The organism is Microbacterium sp. LWH11-1.2 (assembly GCF_038397745.1).
In the GTDB taxonomy this organism is placed as follows: Bacteria; Actinomycetota; Actinomycetes; order Actinomycetales; family Microbacteriaceae; genus Microbacterium.
Genome location: NZ_CP151636.1, coordinates 4167656 through 4185176, shown reverse-complemented (window position 1 = coordinate 4185176; position 17521 = coordinate 4167656). Strand labels below are relative to the sequence as shown.

At 70.8% G+C, this 17521-nt stretch carries 16 protein-coding genes; 13 read left to right on the top strand and 3 right to left on the bottom strand.

The window, feature by feature from the left end; genetic code table 11:
* Positions 1 to 10 precede the first annotated feature (10 nt).
* Positions 11 to 1981: a YhgE/Pip family protein gene (locus MRBLWH11_RS20375; protein ID WP_341946237.1), complete on the bottom strand. Its 1971-nt coding sequence runs from the start codon at positions 1979 to 1981 to the stop codon at positions 11 to 13.
* Positions 1978 to 4749: an MMPL family transporter gene (locus MRBLWH11_RS20370; protein ID WP_341946236.1), complete on the bottom strand. Its 2772-nt coding sequence runs from the start codon at positions 4747 to 4749 to the stop codon at positions 1978 to 1980. The genes MRBLWH11_RS20375 and MRBLWH11_RS20370 overlap by 4 nt, the downstream gene beginning before the upstream one ends.
* A gap of 131 nt (positions 4750 to 4880) precedes the next feature.
* On the opposite strand from MRBLWH11_RS20370, the gene MRBLWH11_RS20365 reads away from it, so the two are divergent.
* The gene (locus tag MRBLWH11_RS20365; protein WP_116634461.1) at positions 4881 to 5504 is read left to right on the top strand and encodes a TetR/AcrR family transcriptional regulator; all 624 of its coding nucleotides are present in this window, start codon (positions 4881 to 4883) and stop codon (positions 5502 to 5504) included.
* A gap of 6 nt (positions 5505 to 5510) precedes the next feature.
* Here MRBLWH11_RS20365 and MRBLWH11_RS20360 read toward each other — a convergent pair whose 3' ends face one another.
* Complete coding sequence (locus MRBLWH11_RS20360; RefSeq protein WP_341946235.1) at positions 5511 to 6488, bottom strand: o-succinylbenzoate synthase; 978 nt, start codon at positions 6486 to 6488, stop codon at positions 5511 to 5513.
* A gap of 142 nt (positions 6489 to 6630) precedes the next feature.
* On the opposite strand from MRBLWH11_RS20360, the gene MRBLWH11_RS20355 reads away from it, so the two are divergent.
* The 12 genes from MRBLWH11_RS20355 (at position 6631) to MRBLWH11_RS20300 (ending at position 17504) form a co-directional block, all read left to right on the top strand.
* Positions 6631 to 6963 carry a helix-turn-helix transcriptional regulator gene (locus MRBLWH11_RS20355; protein WP_116634463.1) on the top strand — a complete coding sequence of 111 codons (333 nt, stop codon included), beginning with the start codon at positions 6631 to 6633 and terminating at the stop codon, positions 6961 to 6963.
* A gap of 1 nt (position 6964) precedes the next feature.
* Positions 6965 to 7957: a permease prefix domain 1-containing protein gene (locus MRBLWH11_RS20350; RefSeq protein WP_116634464.1), complete on the top strand. Its 993-nt coding sequence runs from the start codon at positions 6965 to 6967 to the stop codon at positions 7955 to 7957.
* A 79-nt stretch (positions 7958 to 8036) separates the two neighbouring features.
* On the top strand, positions 8037 to 8981 hold the full coding sequence (locus tag MRBLWH11_RS20345) for a 1,4-dihydroxy-2-naphthoyl-CoA synthase (RefSeq protein ID WP_116634465.1): 945 nt from the start codon (positions 8037 to 8039) through the stop codon (positions 8979 to 8981).
* Positions 8982 to 8997: 16 nt separating this feature from the next.
* Positions 8998 to 10158: an AMP-binding protein gene (locus tag MRBLWH11_RS20340; protein ID WP_116634466.1), complete on the top strand. Its 1161-nt coding sequence runs from the start codon at positions 8998 to 9000 to the stop codon at positions 10156 to 10158.
* A gap of 28 nt (positions 10159 to 10186) precedes the next feature.
* Positions 10187 to 11248, top strand: coding sequence for an AAA family ATPase (locus MRBLWH11_RS20335; RefSeq protein WP_116634467.1), 1062 nt, complete (start codon positions 10187 to 10189; stop codon positions 11246 to 11248).
* Positions 11249 to 11253: 5 nt separating this feature from the next.
* Positions 11254 to 12045, top strand: coding sequence for a class I SAM-dependent methyltransferase (locus tag MRBLWH11_RS20330; protein WP_116634468.1), 792 nt, complete (start codon positions 11254 to 11256; stop codon positions 12043 to 12045).
* A gap of 59 nt (positions 12046 to 12104) precedes the next feature.
* Positions 12105 to 13313, top strand: coding sequence for a histidine kinase (locus tag MRBLWH11_RS20325; RefSeq protein ID WP_116634469.1), 1209 nt, complete (start codon positions 12105 to 12107; stop codon positions 13311 to 13313).
* Complete coding sequence (locus tag MRBLWH11_RS20320) at positions 13310 to 13945, top strand: response regulator transcription factor (protein WP_341946234.1); 636 nt, start codon at positions 13310 to 13312, stop codon at positions 13943 to 13945. Before MRBLWH11_RS20325 ends, MRBLWH11_RS20320 begins: the two co-directional genes overlap by 4 nt.
* 112 nt (positions 13946 to 14057) lie before the next feature.
* Entirely contained in the window at positions 14058 to 14819 is a 762-nt protein-coding gene (locus tag MRBLWH11_RS20315) for an ABC transporter ATP-binding protein (RefSeq protein ID WP_341946233.1), read from the top strand.
* A complete protein-coding gene (locus tag MRBLWH11_RS20310) occupies positions 14816 to 16276 on the top strand; it encodes an FtsX-like permease family protein (protein ID WP_341946232.1) in 1461 nt (486 codons plus the stop codon). Before MRBLWH11_RS20315 ends, MRBLWH11_RS20310 begins: the two co-directional genes overlap by 4 nt.
* 18 nt (positions 16277 to 16294) lie before the next feature.
* The gene (locus MRBLWH11_RS20305; protein WP_341946231.1) at positions 16295 to 16954 is read left to right on the top strand and encodes a 2-phosphosulfolactate phosphatase; all 660 of its coding nucleotides are present in this window, start codon (positions 16295 to 16297) and stop codon (positions 16952 to 16954) included.
* 136 nt (positions 16955 to 17090) lie between these two features.
* Positions 17091 to 17504: a DUF3054 domain-containing protein gene (locus MRBLWH11_RS20300; protein WP_341946230.1), complete on the top strand. Its 414-nt coding sequence runs from the start codon at positions 17091 to 17093 to the stop codon at positions 17502 to 17504.
* Positions 17505 to 17521: the final 17 nt, after the last annotated feature.

The window sequence follows — 17521 nt, the reverse complement described above, 5'->3', positions numbered from 1 at the left end:
GGTGCCGGGGCTAAGCGGTGGCGAGGACCGCCTTCGCCGAGGTCGTGCGGCGCAGGGTCACCGCGAGCGTCGTCGCGACGAGGGACAGCACGCCCCACACGACCAGCGCCGCGATCGCCGAGCCGTTGCCCGCGATCAGGCCCGCGAAGGCCGGAGCCGTCGGCAGGGCGGCTCCGAGACCGGCGAGCCAGTCGGGAACCGTGGAGATGAGTCCCGTCGCGACCGCGAGGACGCCGACCAGGGCGGCGATCCAGCGCCCCGTGCCGCCGAAGAGCGCGACGAGCGCCTGGTTCACGGCGGCGAACACGATCCCGGCGAGCACCGCGGTGCCCGCGAACGCCCACCACGCGGCGGCGTCGTAGCTGGCGATGATCTGCACGACCAGCGAGACGAGCAGGCCCTGGCCCGCACCGATCAGTGCGGCCGGAGCGAACGCGCGCAGCGTCAGGGCGGCCGACGGACGCCGCGAGGTCAGAGTGCGGGCCGTGTGCGCGCGCATCACCAGGAACGACGCGAATCCGCCGAACCACAGCACCACGGCCGCGAGCAGCGGGATCGCGGTCGGGCCGAAGATGGTGTTCATCGACGAGTTCGTCGACACCGGGTCGGCGATCACCGAGGCGAGCGACGTCGACTCCTCATCGCTGAACGAGGGGAGGGACTCGGCCGCGGTGCGCAGGCCGCCGGCGAGATCGCCGGTGCCGGTCGCGAGGGTGTCCAGTCCTGTGGCGAGCTCGGACGTGCCGGTGGCGAGCTCGGTCGCGCCGCCCGACAGCTGGGTCGCACCGGACGACAGCGAGCGCGCACCGGCCGCGGACTGGTCGATGCCCTCACCGGCGAGCTGGTTCAACCCGCCCGCGAGCTGCGTGGCGCCGGCGCCGGCCTGAGACATGCTCGCCGCGAGAGTGCTGAAGGTTCCGGGAATCGCGGCGACACCGGGGGCGACCAGGTCGCTGTTCAGCACTCCGGATGCGGTGCCGGCGGACTCCGCGGCGACGCCGGCATCCGCGGCTGCCGCGGAGAGCTCATCGCACATCGCCTGTCCGTTCGTGGCGGGGACGCAGGCAGCCGCCATCTCGCCGAGACGCTGGGCCAGATCGGCCGACTGCGTCGCCGCCGATCCCGCGGAAGCGGAACCTGCCTGGATCGCTCCGACGAGCTGGTTCATGCCTCCGACGTTCTGCTCCAGAGCTGCAGCTCCGCTCGTGAGTCCGGCGCCGATCTGCCCGGCGCCGGTGGCCGCTTCGCGCGTCTTGCCCGCGATGGTGTCGAGCCCGGAGGCCAACGACGACGCCCCCGTCGCGAGCTGGCTCGCCCCGGAGGCGAGCTGCGTGGCGCCGTCGGGGATGGCGGCCGCGCCGTCGGCGGCCGATCGGGCGCCGGTGGCGAGTTCGACGGCGCCGTCGGCTGCCTCGCCGATCTGATCGCCGATCGTGGTGAAGCCGACGAGGATGTTGTCGGTCGTCGCCTCGGTGAGCATGGTTCCCATGGTCGATGCGGCGACGTTCGCGATCTGACCGGTGATGAGGTCGTCGGCGACGAGGCCGTCGTCGGGGGTGGTCACCGTGATGGTGGCCTTCTCGGCATCCCCTCCGCCGTCGGCGACGGCCTGCCCCGCGGAGGTCGCCGCCGCGGAGAAGTCCTCGGGAATCGTGATGACGGCCTGGTAGGTGCCGTCGGCCAGCCCTTCCTTCGCGTCGTCCTCGTTCGAGATGACCCAGGTGAGGTTCGAGTCGAGCTCGTCAGAGCCCTCCACGAGTCCCGAGGCCAGCTGACGCCCGAGGGGCGTGAGCTGGTCGTCGATCGTGACAGGCTCATCCAGGTTCACGATCGCCGCCGTCATGGAGTCGAGCCGCTCGGTCGGGTTCTGCAGCGCCGCGACGAGGATGCCGCCGACGGCCGCCGGCAGGAGCAGGATGCCGAGGATGGTCAGCCACGTGACCGGCTTGCGGGAGCGGGCGCGCTCGATGGGGAGTGTCATGCGGTCACCTCGGTGGATTCTGCGGCGATTCGGCGCGGAGCGCGCGTGTCGAGTGTGTCGGCGTCGGGCCAGCCGGCCTCGGCGAGAGTCGTGCGGGCCGATGCGGCATCGGCAGCGGTCGCGAAGACGGCGAGGGGCCGTGAGGCCGCGGCATCCCGGAGCATCGCTGCCGCCTGGTCGCGCTGGCCGCCCGTGAGCCGGTCGAGGCCGTCGATCACCACGACCGCGGAGGTGCCCCGCAGGGCTTCGGCGAGATCGTCGAGCGCGGCATCCGCATCGTCGACGAGCACGCACCCGACGTGCGAGCGCACCCAGGCCGCGCGGCCGGGGAGCAGGTGGCCGCCGACCCGGAGACGCCCGTCGCTCGGGGCGATGCGGCCGGCGATCGTGAGCGCCAGAGCGCGGCGGGTGCGCGCGTCGCTTCCGGTCGCGACCACGGCGCCGCCCTCGAGGATGCGCACCGTCAGGCCTTCGATGACCGGCGCGTCCGCGCTGATCACCAGGTCGTCCGCTGCCACGACGGAGCCGTCGCCGGGCCACTCGGACAGGTGGCGCTCGCGTTCGACGGCCTCGCCCTCGATGTCGACGCGGGGGAGGATCTTCTCCAGCCAGGTCGGGATCTCCCAGGCGCGCTCGCCGAGGATGGCCATCAGCGCGGGGATCAGGGTCATGCGCACGAGGAAGGCGTCGATCGCGATGCCGGCCGCGAGGCCGAGGGCGATGGGCTTGAGTGACGAGTCGCCCTCGGGGACGAATGCGACGAACACCGCGAACATGATGAGCCCTGCGGCCGTGACGACCTTCGCCGAGCCGGTGAATCCGCTGCGCACGGCGCGGAGGGCGGCGGCACGACGGGTCGCGCGATCGGGGCTTTTCGAGGCGGGATCGTGCACGAAGTCCTCGCGCATGCGGGAGACGAGGAACACCTGGTAGTCCATGGCCAGGCCGAACAGCACGCCCATCAGGATGATCGGCATGAAGCTGATGATGGGGCCGACCTTGGCGACATGGAGGAGATCGGCGAACCAGCCCCATTCGAAGACCGCGCCGACGACGCCGAATGCGGCGACGATCGAGAGCAGGTAGCCGAGGGCGGCGGTGATCGGCACCCAGAGCGAGCGGAACACGATCGTGAGCAGGATCAGCGAGAGCCCGATCACGAAGATGCCGAACGGCAGGAGGGCGTTGCCGAGCTGATCGGAGATGTCGATGCCGACGGCCGTGAAGCCGGTGACCTTGAGGTCGATCCCGAATTCGTCGAGCCACTCGTCGTGGTGAGACCGGAGTTCGCGCACGAGGTCGGCCGTCGCAGGATCGTCGGGTGCCGTCTCCGGGATGATCTGCACGATGCCGGTGTCGGCGGTCTCATTGGGGGTCGCGAGGGCGACTTCCTTGACGCCGGGGATGTCGGCGACGGCGTCCCCGAGATCCTCCATGAGCGTGAGCGGATCGGTCGAGGTGACGATGGTTCCGGTGAGGATCAGGGGACCGTTGAAACCGGGCCCGAACTCCTCGCCGACGAGATCGTAGCTCTGGCGCGCCTCGGAGTCCTTCGGCAGCACGCCGGCGTTGGGGAGGGCCAGGTTCAGGCTGAGCGCGGGCACTGCCACGATGCCGAGCCCGATCACCACGGCGAGCGAGACCAGGACGGGATGCTTGGTGACGCCGCCGACCCAGCGGTCGCTGAACCCGCGACGCGGAGCGGCGACCTTCTGTCCCTTCTTGGGCTTGGGTGCGCGGCGCGGGCGGCCGACGACCTTGCCCTTCATGAAGCCGAGCAGTGCCGGAGTGAGAGTGACCGCGATCGCGACCGCGATGGCCACCGCGACGGATGCCGCGATGCCCATGGTCGTGAGGAACGGAATGCCCGCGAATCCGAGACCGATCAGGGCGATGAGCACCGTGACGCCGGCGAAAACGACAGCAGATCCGGCCGTGCCGACGGCTCTGGCCGCGGATTCCTCGGGATCGACGCCGTCGCGCACCTGGTCCTGATGCCGGGCCATGATGAACAGCGCGTAGTCGATGCCGACCGCGAGGCCGAGCATGAGTGCCAGAAGCGGGGTGGTGGAGGAGACGGTGGCGAACGCGGTGGCCGCGAAGATGCCGGCCATCGAGATGCCGACGCCGAGGACCGCCGTGAGGAGGGGGAGCCCGGCGACGACGAAGGAGCGGAACGTCACGATCAGCACGAGCAGCGCGATCAGCAGCCCGACCGCCTCGGTGAGCGTCAGGCCGGGGATCGATGTGGCGAAGAGGTCGCCGCCGAGCGCTGTCTGCGCGCCGTCGGGGAGCGCTTCGCCGAGCTCATCGGACACCGCCCGCAGGGAGTCCTTCGTCTCGTCCGAGACGTCGGTGGATTCGCCGTCGAACTGCAGCCGCACGATCGCGGCGGTCTCGTCGTCGTTGATCATGCCGCTGACCATCTCGTCGTAGGGCGAGTTGGCCGCGAGCACGCCGTCGAGGTCTTCCATCTCGCCGATGGACTGCTCGATCTCGTCGCGATAGTCGTCGTCGGTGACCTTGTCGCCGTCGGCGGCGACCACGATGATCTGCGCGCTGGTGCCGCTCACCTGGGGGAACGAGCGCGACAGCTGCTCGAGACCGGCCTGCGATTCGGTGCCGGGGATCGAGAACGAGTTGTCCGTTCCGGCACCGAGGACCAGGGCGCCCGCCCCGGCGATGCCGAGCGCGAGGAGCCAGGAGACGAGGACACGCCACGGATGCCGATAGGACCAGCGACCGAGCGAGGACAGGAGAGTGGACACGCGTTCCTCCGAGAGATGCCGATTGGATACACAGGTGTACTCAATACATAGATGTATCGTAAAGTGACCCGCCCGCTGGAGTCTGTGTGCGGGGTGTGAATCATGCGAGAGTGAAGGGTCAGGAGGTTTCGATGACGACACCCGCAACCCGCAGTCGGGAGAACACGCGTGCCCGACTCCTCGAGGCGGCGGCACAGGTCTTCGCCGAGGTCGGCCTCGACGGCGCCTCCGTCGAGGCCGTCTGCGAGCGCGCCGGTTTCACTCGCGGCGCTTTCTACTCCAACTTCGAGTCGAAGGACGAGCTGTTCCTCATGCTCACGGCCAGTGTGGCCGAGGTGCGCGTGAACGCGGTCCGCACCCGGGTCGAGGAGATGACGGCAGAGGGCGCGCTCGCCGAAGGCTGCGACCCCATCGACCTGGTGCAGCAGGTCATGGAGCTCGGGGGCGATGATCGCCTCGGGGTGATGCTGATGAGCGAGATCCGCATCCGTGCCCTGCGCGACGAGCAGTTCGGCATCGCCTACCTGGCGCAGGAGCGCGAGATGGTCGCGAGCATCGCGCAGATCGTCGAGGACATCGTCGCGGCGGGGCGGCTGAAGCTGCGACTGCCGGCCGACGTCGCGGCCCGCATGCTCATGATCGTCTGGGAGGGCATGACCGTCCGCGGTGCGATGGCCGGCCAGGACGACGAGAAGCTCCGCCACTCCGGGAGCGAAGAGCTCGGCCGGCTGGTGCAGCTGCTCATCGAGGGCTGAGCCGGCTCAGGCCTCGGCGAGCACTCCGTGGCAGCGCTCGAGTCGGGCCAGCCACCAGTCGCGGCGCTCGGCCGAGGCGGCCAGGCGCGTGAGCGCTGCGGCATCCGGCGTCACCCGGCCGACGGGGATCGCGCCATCGACAGGGCGCAGGTCGGCGACATCATCGAGGAAGAGCGACGAGGTGCCGAGTCCGCAGTCGTAGTCCAGGTTCGGGAGAGCAGCCGCGAGGGCGGCGCCCTGTGACAGGCCGATCGCGGTGTCGAGTGCGCTCGACACGACGACGGGGAGACCGGCGGCCGTCACGATCTGCAGTGCGTGCGTCACTCCGCCCAGCGGTTGCGCCTTGATCACCAGGATGTCTGCGGCGCGGGCGCGGGCGACGGCGAGCGGATCGGACGACTTTCGCACGCTCTCGTCAGCGGCGACCGGGATGCCCATGTACTTCACCCGCTTGCGCAGGTCGGCGAGCTCCGGCACGGTCGCGCACGGCTGCTCGACGTACTCGAGGTCGAATTCGTTCAGGGCGTGCACCGCGTGCTCGGCCTCGTCGACGTTCCACATCCCGTTCGCGTCCACGCGGATGCGACCCTCCGGGCCCATCGCCTCCCGCACTGCGCGCACCCGGGCGACGTCGTCCGCGAGCGTCTGGCCGGGCTCGGCGACCTTCACCTTCGCCGTCCGGCATCCGGCGAAGCGCGCCAGGACCTCGGCGACGCGCTCCGCCGGGATCGCGGGGATCGTCGCGTTCACGCGTACTCGATCGCGCAGCGGCGCGGGCTGGGGATGCCAGCCGAAATCGATGGCGGCGGCGAGCCAGCTCGCGGCCTCCGCATCGTCGTACTCCACGAAGGGGGAGAACTCGGCCCACCCCTCCGGCCCCTCGAACAGGAGCGCCTCCCGCGTGTCGACGCCGCGGAAGCGGGTGTGCATCGGGAGCGAGGCGACGCGGGCGGAAGCGAGGAGGTCTGCGAGCGGGGGGAGCATGACCCCATTGTGCCCCCATGCTTCTCGTTCCCGTGGCAGCTGTGGCGGGTCGTGGATGGAGACACCCGCCAGAACTGTCACGGGAGCCCTCACATAAATGTGTGATTGACAATGGTGTGTGACGCACAGTAACGTGTGATTCATGAACGAGACGCTCGACACACATCTGCAGGAGCTCAGGCGCGGCACCATCGTGCTCGCCTGCCTGCAGCTGCTGCGCACGGCGGGGTACGGCTACGGACTGCTCGAGGACCTCGAGCGCCGCGGCTTCGCCACCGACGCGAACACGCTGTACCCGCTGCTTCGCCGACTGGAGAAGCAGGAGTACCTGACGAGCGAGTGGAACACCGACGAGGCCAGGCCCCGCAAGTTCTACCGCACCTCGGAGACCGGCGTCCGGCTGGCCGACACCCTCACCGACGAATGGCGATCTCTCACGACGGCGATCGCATCCCTCACCTCAGAGGAGAACTGACATGCCTACCAAGACCACCCTCACCGAGCGGTACATCACCGCCACCATCCGCAGCCTGCCCGCGACGGCGCAGGCCGATGTGCGGGCCGAGCTCGAGGCATCGATCGCCGACGCCGTCGAGGCCCGCGTCGAGCAGGGCGAGCCGCGCGAGGCCGCCGAGCACTCCGTGCTCACGGAGCTCGGCGACCCGGGCGTCCTCGCCGCCGGCTACGCCGATCGCCCGCTGCACCTGATCGGCCCGCGCTACTTCCTCGTCTGGTGGCGACTGCTGAAGCTGCTCCTCTGGATCGTTCCCGCCTGTGCGGCATTCGGCGTCACGATCGCCAAGATCCTGGAATTCGCGACGATCGGCGAGACCATCGGCGCGGTCGTCGTCGTGATCATCCAGGTGATCGTGAACGTGGGCTTCTGGACCACGCTCGTCTTCGCGATCCTGGAGCGGACGGTGCCGGTGCCGGAGACCGAGTGGAGCGTCGACCAGCTGCCGGAGATCTACGAGACCCGTGCCGGCTTCTCCGAGATGATCGGCTCGATCATCTTCCTCGTGCTAGCGGGTGCCGCGATCCTGTGGGATGCGCTGCGAGGCTTCGTCCGCACGGACGGCGAGGCGCTGCCCATCCTGAACCCGGAGCTGTGGCCGTGGTGGATGACGGCGCTGCTCGTCCTGATGGCGGCGGAGCTGCTGCTCGCGATCGCCGTCTACCGCGCCGGACGCTGGAACGCCGGCTTCGCCGTGGTGAACACCGTACTGGCCATCGCCTTCGCCGTTCCCGCGCTGTACCTGCTCGCCTCGGGTCAGCTGGTCAACCCGGAGTTCCTCGACTACCTCGCGACGAACCACGCAGACGACCTCGCGAATGCGAACGCCGGTGCCGCCGAGCAGGGCGGGGTGCTGCGTGTGGTCAGCGTCGTCCTCGGCGTCGTCACGGCAGGGATCGTCGTGTGGGACATCATCGACGGCTGGCTGAAGGCCTCGCGCGCGCGCCGGAGCTGAACTCCCGGCAGACGGAACGCCGCCCTCTTCGGGGCGGCGTTTCGTCGTTCTCGGGGAGGGCGGGAATAGGCTGGATCCCGTGACCACCGCATTCGTCTCCGATCTGTTCGACCCCGCCGAATGGGTGCTCGCGCCCGGAGCCGAGGACTACACGGACATCACCGCCCACGTGACGCACGACGGGGGCGTCGCCCGCATCGCGTTCGACCGGCCGGAGGTGCGCAACGCCTTCCGCCCCCACACGGTCGACGAGCTGTACCGCGCTCTCGACATCGCGCGTCAGGACCCTCGCATCGGCGCGGTGCTGCTGACCGGCAACGGCCCGAGCCCGAAGGACGGCGGGTGGGCGTTCTGCTCCGGCGGCGACCAGCGCATCCGCGGACGCGACGGGTACAAGTACTCCGACGCTTCGACAGGCTCAGGGGCCCAAGGGGCGACGGGCTCAGAGGCCGAGGGTTCCTCCGCTCGCGTGGGACGTCTCCACATCCTCGAGGTGCAGCGTCTCATCCGCTTCATGCCGAAGGTCGTCATCGCCGTCGTCCCGGGATGGGCAGCCGGCGGCGGGCACTCGCTGCACGTGGTGTGCGACCTGACGATCGCCTCGGCGGAAGAGGCGCGTTTCAAGCAGACGGATGCCGACGTCGGCAGCTTCGACGCCGGATACGGCTCCGCCTACATGGCCCGCCAGACCGGGCAGAAGTTCGCGCGGGAGGTGTTCTTCCTGGCGGAGGAGTACTCCGCGCAGCGCGCCTACGAGGCCGGCGCGGTGAACCGCGTCGTGCCGCATGCCGAGCTCGAGGTCGAGGCGCTGAAGATGGCACGGACCGTGCTGACCAAGTCGCCCACGGCGATCCGGATGCTGAAGTTCGCGTTCAACGCGGTCGACGACGGGCTCGTCGGACAGCAGGTGTTCGCCGGTGAGGCGACCCGCCTGGCCTACGGCACCGACGAGGCCGTCGAGGGACGCGACTCGTTCCTCGAGAAGCGCGACCCCGACTGGTCGTCGTTCCCCTGGCACTACTGAAGCCCGCGGACCTGCCATGACCGCCCTGATCGCGACGGATGCCGAAGACCCGGGGCAGCTCCGCGACGCGCTGCAGCGCGCTCTCGACGACGGGCCGGCCCTGGGCTTCGGAATGCTCGCGGGTGCACCGGACGAGGTGCCGGACGGTATCGCGGCGGTCATCGCGACCTCCGGGTCGAGCGGCATCCCGAAGCGCGTCTCCCTGAGCGCGGAGGCGCTGCGGGCGAGTGCCGAGGCGACAGCGAGCCGCATCGGCAGCGGGCGGTGGCTGCTCGCACTGCCCGCCGGCTACGTGGCGGGGCTCCAGGTCCTGGTGCGATCGATTCTCGCCGGCACGGAGCCGGCGGTGATCGACGGCCGCTTCTCGCCGAATTCGTTCGCCGAGGCGACGTTCGAGATGCTGCGACCGGCGCCAGGGTCGAGCGCCGGCCTCCCGGACCTGTTCACATCCCTCGTGCCCGCCCAGGTCGCGACGCTGCTCGACGCGGCCGGGGACACGGCCGTGCGTGCCGCCCTGCAGGCGTATCGGGCGATCCTCGTCGGCGGCCAGTCGCTGCCCGAACCGCTGCGAGAGCGCGCCGCCGACCTCGGCATCCGTCTCGTCCGCACCTACGGTTCGACCGAGACGAGCGGCGGCTGCGTGTACGACGGGGTGCCGCTCGAGACGGTCACGGTGCGATCGGTCGACGGCGAACTGCGGATCGCGGGCCCGATGCTCGCCGAGGGCTACCTCGGGGACGCGGCCCTGACCGCGCGCACATTCGTGCGCGACGAGCACGGCATCCGCTGGTATCGCACGGGTGATCTCGGACTCGTGGAGGACGGCGTCGTCCGTGTGCACGGGCGCGCCGACAACGTCATCGTGTCCGGGGGGATCAACATCTCGCTTGACCGCGTCGAGCGGATCGTGCGGCGCATCCCCGGCCTGCACCAGGCTGTCGTCGTCGGCGTCGAGGATGAACGCTGGGGGGAGGCCTCGGTGATCGTCGTCGCACGCGGCGAGGTCCTGCGGCGCAGCGAGGGGGAGCAGCTCGCGCAGGCACGCGACGCCGTGGGCGAGGAGATCGGCAAGCACGCACGGCCGGCCCGGATGATCGTGGTCGACGAGCTGGCGGCGCTCGCCTCCGGCAAGCCCGACCGCGAGGCGATCCGGCGCGTGGCCGCCGAGCTCCACTGACACCCGGGGCTCCTGCCAGACTCGTCGGATGGACATACTGCGGTTGGCCGGAGTGCCCGGCGTGGGCAAGAGCACCGTCGCGTGGGCCGTCGCCCGCCAGCTGACGGCCGACGGCGTGCGCGTCGGATACGTCGACATCGACCAGCTCGGCATGTGCTATCCCGCCCCGTCTGAGGATCCCGACCGCTGGGATCTCAAGGAGAACGCGCTCCGACGCGTCGCCCGGTCCTTCGCCGCTGCCGGTGTCGAGCGGCTCGTCGTCTCGGGAGTCGCTGATCCGGCGGACCCGCCCCGGGCGAACGGTCACCCCACGGTCTCGCTCTGGCTGGATGCGGATGAGGCGACGAGGCGAGTGCGTCTCGCTCCCCGGGGCTGGCCGCAGAAGCAGGTCGACGATGTGCTCGCGGTCGGCACGGCGGAGGCCGCGGCGGCTCATCCGGCGTGGGCGAGGGTCGCCACAGACGGCAGCGCCGTCGAGGAGACCGTGCGCATCGTGCTCGAACGGCCGTCTCCCGGATCCGTCGCGACACCCGCGGAGTTCCCGCGGAGGGAGCCCGACGTGGCGGGAAGAATCATCTGGATCACGGGGCCACGATGCGCCGGAGCGTCCAGTGTCGGCTGGGAGATCGCCGCCGAGTCGTGGAGGGCCGGGCAGCGCACGGGATTCGTCGATGTCGCCCAGCTCGGGTTCGTATGGAACGTCGACCGCACCGTGGGGCTGCGCAACACGACCTCGCTGCAGCGGCTGTTCGCCGGAGCCGGAGCGCGGACCCTCGTCGCGGTGGCCCCCTTCGAGACGAGCCCGGCGGCCGTGCGGGATGCCTTCCCCGGCTCCGACATCCGGTTCTTCCGGCTGGATGCCGACGACGACACCCGCCGCGCTCGCGCGCTGCAGGGGGCCGCGGGTACCGGTCCGCTGCTGGCCGGTGACGATCTGATCGGGGCTTCCCCGCAGGCCGTCGACGACATCGTCGCCCTGGGTGCGCGTCAGCGGCAGACGCCTGTGCGCGCGGGAGAGCTTCTCATCGGCAGGGCCGGGATGTCGGCGTCCGAGGTCGCCGAGCAGGTGCGGGCGCACCTGCCAGACTGATCCGCATGGCCCTGTACACCCACGGACATCACGAGTCCGTCCTGCGCTCGCACAACATCCGGAACATCGCGAACTCCGCCGCCTATCTCCGCCCTCACCTCGAGAAGACGACCCGCCTCCTCGACGTCGGCGCCGGCCCCGGATCGATCACGGTCGACTTCGCGGGCGTCGTCGCCCACGTCACGGCCACGGAGATCGACGAGTCCGCGCTGTCCCTGTCGCGGGGCCTCGTCACCGAGCGCAGCCTCACGAATGTCGACTTCTCGGTGGAGGACGTCCACGCGCTGAGCTTCCCGGACGACTCCTTCGACGTCGTGCACGCGCACCAGGTGCTGCAGCATGTCGGCGATCCCGTGCAGGCGCTCCGCGAGATGCGTCGCGTCACCGTCCCCGGCGGGATCGTCGCGGCCCGCGATGCGGACTACGCCGGTTTCCTGTCGTTCCCCGTGCTTCCTGAACTCGACCGCTGGCTCACCCTGTACCGCGAGGCCGCTCGGGCCAACGGCGGGGAGCCGGATGCCGGCCGTCGTCTGCTGTCCTGGGCGCGGGCAGCAGGGTTCGACGACGTCACGGCGACGGCATCCACGTGGTGCTACGCGTCACCCGCCGAACGGGCATGGTGGGGAGGCATGTGGGCCGACCGGATCCTCGAGTCCGCGCTCGCGCGCCAGCTCGTCGACAGCGGGATGGCGACGCCGGAAGACCTCCGCGCCATCAGCGACGCCTGGAAGCGCTGGGCCGATGACGGCGACGGGTGGTACCTGGTTCCGCACGGCGAGATCCTCTGCCGCGCATAGGCGCACGGATACATCTCGAGGCGGATGCCGGCGCTGAGGCGCTCGCGTAGCGTGGGGGAGTGATCCGCCCGCTCTCCCGTACGGCGCTGATCCTCGACATCGTCGGGGCAGCGCTGCTATTCCTCGTCCTGACGCCCATGTCGGTCGTGTTCTACGGCCCCGGCACGGGCAACCAGGCGATCAACGGCGTCGCGGTCGGCGCCGTCGCCGTCTCGGGCTTCCTGATGTTCGGCGGCGTCGCGATCGGCCGACTCGCCCCGGGACTCGCACTCGCCGCCGCCTGGGCGGGTGCGGTCGTGCAGATGCTGGCGGGCTTCGGCCCGCTTCCGATCGACTTCGCGATCCTGCTCGTGCTCTACGCGACGTCTGCCTGGGGGACCAGGCGCGTGCTCTGGTGGGGGTTCGGATCGGCGCTCGGCGGCGGACTCATCGCCGCCCTGTACATGGTCTTCGTCAACGGCGTCGCGCTCGGGCCCGGCACCGGCTGGGAGAAGCTGACCGCGGGGACCCTGCTGCTGATCGTCTCGGTGCTCGCCCTGGGCTTCGCGTGGGTCTGCGGTCTGCTCTGGCGTGTCGTGCTGCGCGCTCGGCGCACCCGCTCCGCGCAGCTGCAGGCGGAGTCGCTCGCCGCCGAGGAGCAGGAGCGCGTGCGCATCGCGCGCGACATGCACGACATCGTCGCCCACTCGCTGGCGGTCGTCATCGCGCAGGCCGACGGTGCTCGATATGCAGCCGCGACGAAGCCCGAGATGGCGACCGAGGCGCTCGGCACGATCGCCTCGACGGCTCGCGGAGCCCTGAGCGACGTGCGGATGCTGCTCACGCAGCTCCGCCACCGTCAGGGCGACGGGCCGCAGCCGACGCTCGCCGACCTCGAGGCGCTGTTCGCGCAGGTGCGTCAGGCCGGGGTGGAGCCGCTCGTCACGGTCGACCCGATGCCCCCGGGCGAGCCGCCGGGGTCGATTCAGCTGGCGGTCTACCGCATCCTCCAGGAGGCGCTGACGAACGCGATCCGCCACGGCGACGGCAGCGTCCATGTGCACCTGGCGTGGCTGCCGGAGCGCGTCGACATCGAGGTGCGCAACACGGTGTCCGGAGGAGCATCCGCGGCCCCCGGCGGGCACGGGCTCATCGGCATGCGCGAACGGGCGCAGCTCGTCGGCGGTAGTCTGCAAGCCGAACGCCGAGGGGCGCAGTTCGTCGTCCGCGGCTCGCTCCCGATCGGCCCGTCGACAGCCGCAGAGACCCAGGAACGAGAGCACGCATGATCAGAGTCGTCCTCGTCGACGATCAGGCCCTGTTCCGCGCCGGCATCCGCATGCTCGTCGCCTCGCAGCCCGACCTCGAGGTGGTCGGAGAGGCCGGCAACGGAAAGGAGGCGCTCGAGATCGTGCGCACCAGCCGTCCGGACGTGGTGCTGATGGACATCCGGATGCCGGTCATGGACGGGCTGACCGCCACCGCGGAGATCCTGAATCGGCCGGAGCCGCCGCGCATCGTCATGCTCACGACCTTCGACCTCGACGAGGCCGCGGCCCGGGCGATCCGTCAGGGGGCGAGCGGCTTCCTCCTGAAGGACGCCGACCCGGAGTTCCTGCTCGCGGCGATCCGCACGGTGCATGCAGGGTCCAGTGTCATCGCGGCATCCGCCACCCGCGACCTGTTCGAGCACTTCTCCGAGGCGCCGAAGCCGGTGCCGCCGCAGTTCGCCGATCTCACCGACCGCGAGAAGGAGATCTTCGCGCTCGCCGCACGAGGTCTGTCCAACGCCGAGATCGCCGGACGCGAGTACCTCAGCGAGGCGACGGTGAAGACACACATCAGCCGCATCCTGACCAAGCTCGCCCTGCGCGATCGGGTGCAGCTCGTCGTCTTCGCGTTCGAGCACGGCCTCGCCTGACGCCGAGCCACCCTTTCGGCGCTCGGCGAGGCGTGGTGATCATCCTTGCGATGTACACGGATGCCCCCTCCGGGCGACGCGCCGGGATGGACGCGGAAAATAGCGTCGAAGCATGGAGATCACGACCACCGACCTCGGGCTCGCCGCCCGCGTCCAGCACCTGAAGAAGACCTACGGCTCCGGTGAGGGCACCGTGCACGCCCTCGACGATGTGAGCGTCGGGATCCGCCGCGCGCAGTTCACCGCCATCATGGGCCCGTCGGGCTCGGGAAAGTCCACGCTCATGCACATCATGGCGGGGCTCGACGGTCCGAGCGAAGGGCGAGCCTGGATCGGCGACACCGAGATCACCGGTCTCGGCGACCTCGAGCTCACGATCCTCCGCCGCCGGCGCGTGGGGTTCATCTTCCAGGCGTTCAATCTCGTGCCGACCCTCGATGCGCTGGGCAACATCATGCTGCCGTTCGAGCTCGACGGACGCCGTCCGAGCGCGATCGAACGGGCACGCATCGACGGCCTCATCGACTCCCTCGGACTCGGCGCACGCCTGAATCATCGGCCGCACCAGCTGTCGGGCGGGCAGCAGCAGCGCGTGGCGATCGCCCGGGCGCTCGCCACCGCGCCCGACCTCGTGTTCGCCGACGAGCCGACCGGCAACCTCGACTCCCAGACGGGCCGCGAGGTGCTGCGCCTGCTTGCGTCTGCGAGCCGAGAGCACGGCCAGTCGATCGCGATGGTCACGCATGACGCGATCGCCGCGAGTCACGCCGACCGGGTGCTGTACCTCGGCGACGGCCGCATCGTCGCCGACCACCCTCGGCAGACCGCCGAGCAGATCTCCGCGTACATGCTCGCCGCGGAGGTGGCGGCATGACCGCCGTCGCCACGGTCGTCCCCGAGACCGCCGCCACCGGTCCGCGCCTCGCGTGGCTCCGCGACCGGGGCATGGGGGCGAGCATCCTCGTGGCCGCCCTGTCGGCGGCGTTCGGCGTGATCCTCGTCGAGGTCACGGCGTACATCGGCGCGGTGCTGCAGGCCGATCCGCTCATCGGCGACAGCGGCACCCTCGCCTTCATCGTGGGGATGCTGTCGATCCTGCTGACCGCGGTCGCGATGTATGTCGCCGCGATCGTCACGGCCAACACCTTCGCGACGATCATCGCCGGACGCACCCGGCAGATCGCTCTGATGCGCCTCATCGGCGCGACCGCGCGCTCGCAGCGCGCGCAGGTCGGCAGGCAGGGCTTCCTCGTCGGCGTGCTCGGAGCGGGGATCGGGCTGCTCGCGGGACTGCTGCTGGCGGTAATGGGCGTGCAGATCGGGTCCCAGCTCCTCGACAACGACCCGACCGGGTTCTCGCTCGCGCAGCCGTTCATCGTGCTGCCGGTCGTCGGCGTCGCCCTCACCACCTGGGCCGCGGCGTGGGCCGGGTCGCGTCGGGTGCTCTCGGTCACCCCGCTGCAGGCTCTCGGCGGCTCGGTCGAGCGCACGCACGACGAGGTGTCCGGGAAGCCGGCGCGGCACATCGGCTCCTGGATCCTGCTGATCTCGGGAGCGGTGCTGCTCCTCGGCGGCGTCGTGATCGGTCTGGTGAGTCCGCTCGGGGTCGTCGTGGCGTTCTTCGGCGGCATCCTCTCGTTCACCGGACTCGTCCTCGGGTCGGTGATGTTCATGCCGCCGGTGCTGCGCCTGGTCGGGCGGATGTTCGGGTCGAGTGCGACCGCCCGTCTCGCGGCGGAGAACGCGCTGCGGTATCCGGAGCGGTCGTCGCGCATGGCGATCGGCGTTGTCATGGGCGTGACGCTGGTGACGATGTTCGCGGTCGCGCTGGAGTCGGCGAAGCGGCTCATGATGAGCCAGGTGACCGGAGAGATCCCGGAGGAGTTCTTCGCGCCGTTCGACGCGTTCGCCGCGATCATGATGGTGCTCGTGGCGGTCTCGGCGGTGATCGCGGCCGTCGGACTCGTCAACCTCCTCACGATCGGCGTGGTGCAGCGTCGCCGCGAGCTCGGACTCCTGCGTTCGATCGGACTGTCGAACGCCCAGGTGCGGACGATGGTGCTCCTCGAGGCGACGCACATCACGGTCACCGCGACCCTGACCGGGCTCGTCCTGGGCGTCGTCTACGGCTGGATCGCAGCGCAGTCGCTGCTCGGCTCCGTGCCGACCCTGCCGGACTTCACGCCGGCCGGACTCGTGGCGCCGCAGATCCCGTGGATCCCGGTGGCGATCATCGTCGTGGCCACCGCCGTGCTCACTCTCGTCGCCGCCGCGACGCCCACCCGACTGGCGACACGAGTGGCCCCGGTCGAGGCGCTCGCCGCCGACTGACGCCTCTAGGCTGGACGGATGTCGTCGCCGTTCGATCAGTCCACGTATCAGGTCCGTCTCGACTGGGGGACCGCGGGCCTCGCCCGTCTGGCCCCGGCCGACATCGTCGTGGTCGTCGACGTGCTGCGGTTCTCCTCGACGGTGGCGGATGCCGTCGCCGGTGGCCACGAGATCGACCTGTCCGACGCGGTGGAGTGGTCGACCAACGGCGCAGCCGTGGCGGCGGCCGCGAGTGCCGACGCCACGGTGTTCGTCGGCGGCATCCGCAACGCCTCCGCGGTGGCCCGGGCCGTGCAGACGGTGCAGGAGCGCCGGCAGGAGCGGACCTCGGTCGCCGTCATCGCGGCGGGGGAGTGGGACGAGGCGGGGCGTCCCCGGTTCGCGGTCGAGGATCACCTCGGCGCGGGAGCGATCATCGCGGCGCTCACGGATCTGGGCATCGACCACACGGCACCGGACGCGGCGGTCGCGGCAGAGGGGTTCCGCGCGCTGCGGAGGGCCCTCCGTCATCTGCTGAGCGCGAGCGGCTCGGCCCGCGAGCTCGAGGTCGGCGTGCCGTCGACCGAGCGGATGGCGGCATCCGGCGTGGTGCCGACCGCGCCGGGGGATGCGGCCGTGCTCGACGCGGTCGACGCCGTGCCGGTGCTGCGCGACGGGCTGTTCACGCGTTTCGAGTGAGGGGCCGCGCCTCCGACGGGAGGACTTCTCGGCGATGGGAGGAGCCTCCGCGTCGCGTCCTCCGCCCGTCGGGGTGATCTCCGCCCCGGGCCGCGGGGCGCGCGCGGCCTCAGCGGTCGACACGTAGGGTCGTGGCATGAGGTTCCTCCCCGCAGTCATCGTCGACGCCCTCTTCGTACTGATCTTCGCCGCGATCGGTCGCGCGTCGCATCAGGAGGACCCGGCGGGATTCCTGCTGACGGCCTGGCCGTTCCTGGTCGCTCTGGTGATCGGGCACCTCGCGGCCGCACTGCTGCCGGGCAGGCCCCGCCGACCGTGGTCCCTGATGTGGGGTGCGATCGTCTGGGTGGTGACGGTCGCGGGCGGGATGCTCGTGCGCGTCCTCGCCGGCGACACCGCGGAGGTGCCGTTCATCATCGTCGCGACGATCGTGCTCGGCGTCTTCCTCGTCGGCTGGCGCGGGATCGCGGCGCTCGTGCGGCGCGTCCGCGGCTCTCAGCCCACCGGTGACGCGGCCGTGGCCGACGACCCCGCCGAGCCGATCGACTGACCGGCTCTCGGAGGAGC

Bases quoted from the DNA above. Each gene is read 5' to 3' on its own strand.
- MRBLWH11_RS20375 (WP_341946237.1), bottom strand. From the start codon at position 1,981: ATGACACTCCCCATCGAGCGCGCCCGCTCCCGCAAGCCGGTCACGTGG.
- MRBLWH11_RS20365 (WP_116634461.1), top strand. From the start codon at position 4,881: ATGACGACACCCGCAACCCGCAGTCGGGAGAACACGCGTGCCCGACTC.
- MRBLWH11_RS20360 (WP_341946235.1), bottom strand. From the start codon at position 6,488: ATGCTCCCCCCGCTCGCAGACCTCCTCGCTTCCGCCCGCGTCGCCTCG.
- MRBLWH11_RS20355 (WP_116634463.1), top strand. From the start codon at position 6,631: ATGAACGAGACGCTCGACACACATCTGCAGGAGCTCAGGCGCGGCACC.
- MRBLWH11_RS20350 (WP_116634464.1), top strand. From the start codon at position 6,965: ATGCCTACCAAGACCACCCTCACCGAGCGGTACATCACCGCCACCATC.
- MRBLWH11_RS20340 (WP_116634466.1), top strand. From the start codon at position 8,998: ATGACCGCCCTGATCGCGACGGATGCCGAAGACCCGGGGCAGCTCCGC.
- MRBLWH11_RS20335 (WP_116634467.1), top strand. From the start codon at position 10,187: ATGGACATACTGCGGTTGGCCGGAGTGCCCGGCGTGGGCAAGAGCACC.
- MRBLWH11_RS20330 (WP_116634468.1), top strand. From the start codon at position 11,254: ATGGCCCTGTACACCCACGGACATCACGAGTCCGTCCTGCGCTCGCAC.
- MRBLWH11_RS20320 (WP_341946234.1), top strand. From the start codon at position 13,310: ATGATCAGAGTCGTCCTCGTCGACGATCAGGCCCTGTTCCGCGCCGGC.
- MRBLWH11_RS20315 (WP_341946233.1), top strand. From the start codon at position 14,058: ATGGAGATCACGACCACCGACCTCGGGCTCGCCGCCCGCGTCCAGCAC.
- MRBLWH11_RS20310 (WP_341946232.1), top strand. From the start codon at position 14,816: ATGACCGCCGTCGCCACGGTCGTCCCCGAGACCGCCGCCACCGGTCCG.
- MRBLWH11_RS20305 (WP_341946231.1), top strand. From the start codon at position 16,295: ATGTCGTCGCCGTTCGATCAGTCCACGTATCAGGTCCGTCTCGACTGG.
- MRBLWH11_RS20300 (WP_341946230.1), top strand. From the start codon at position 17,091: ATGAGGTTCCTCCCCGCAGTCATCGTCGACGCCCTCTTCGTACTGATC.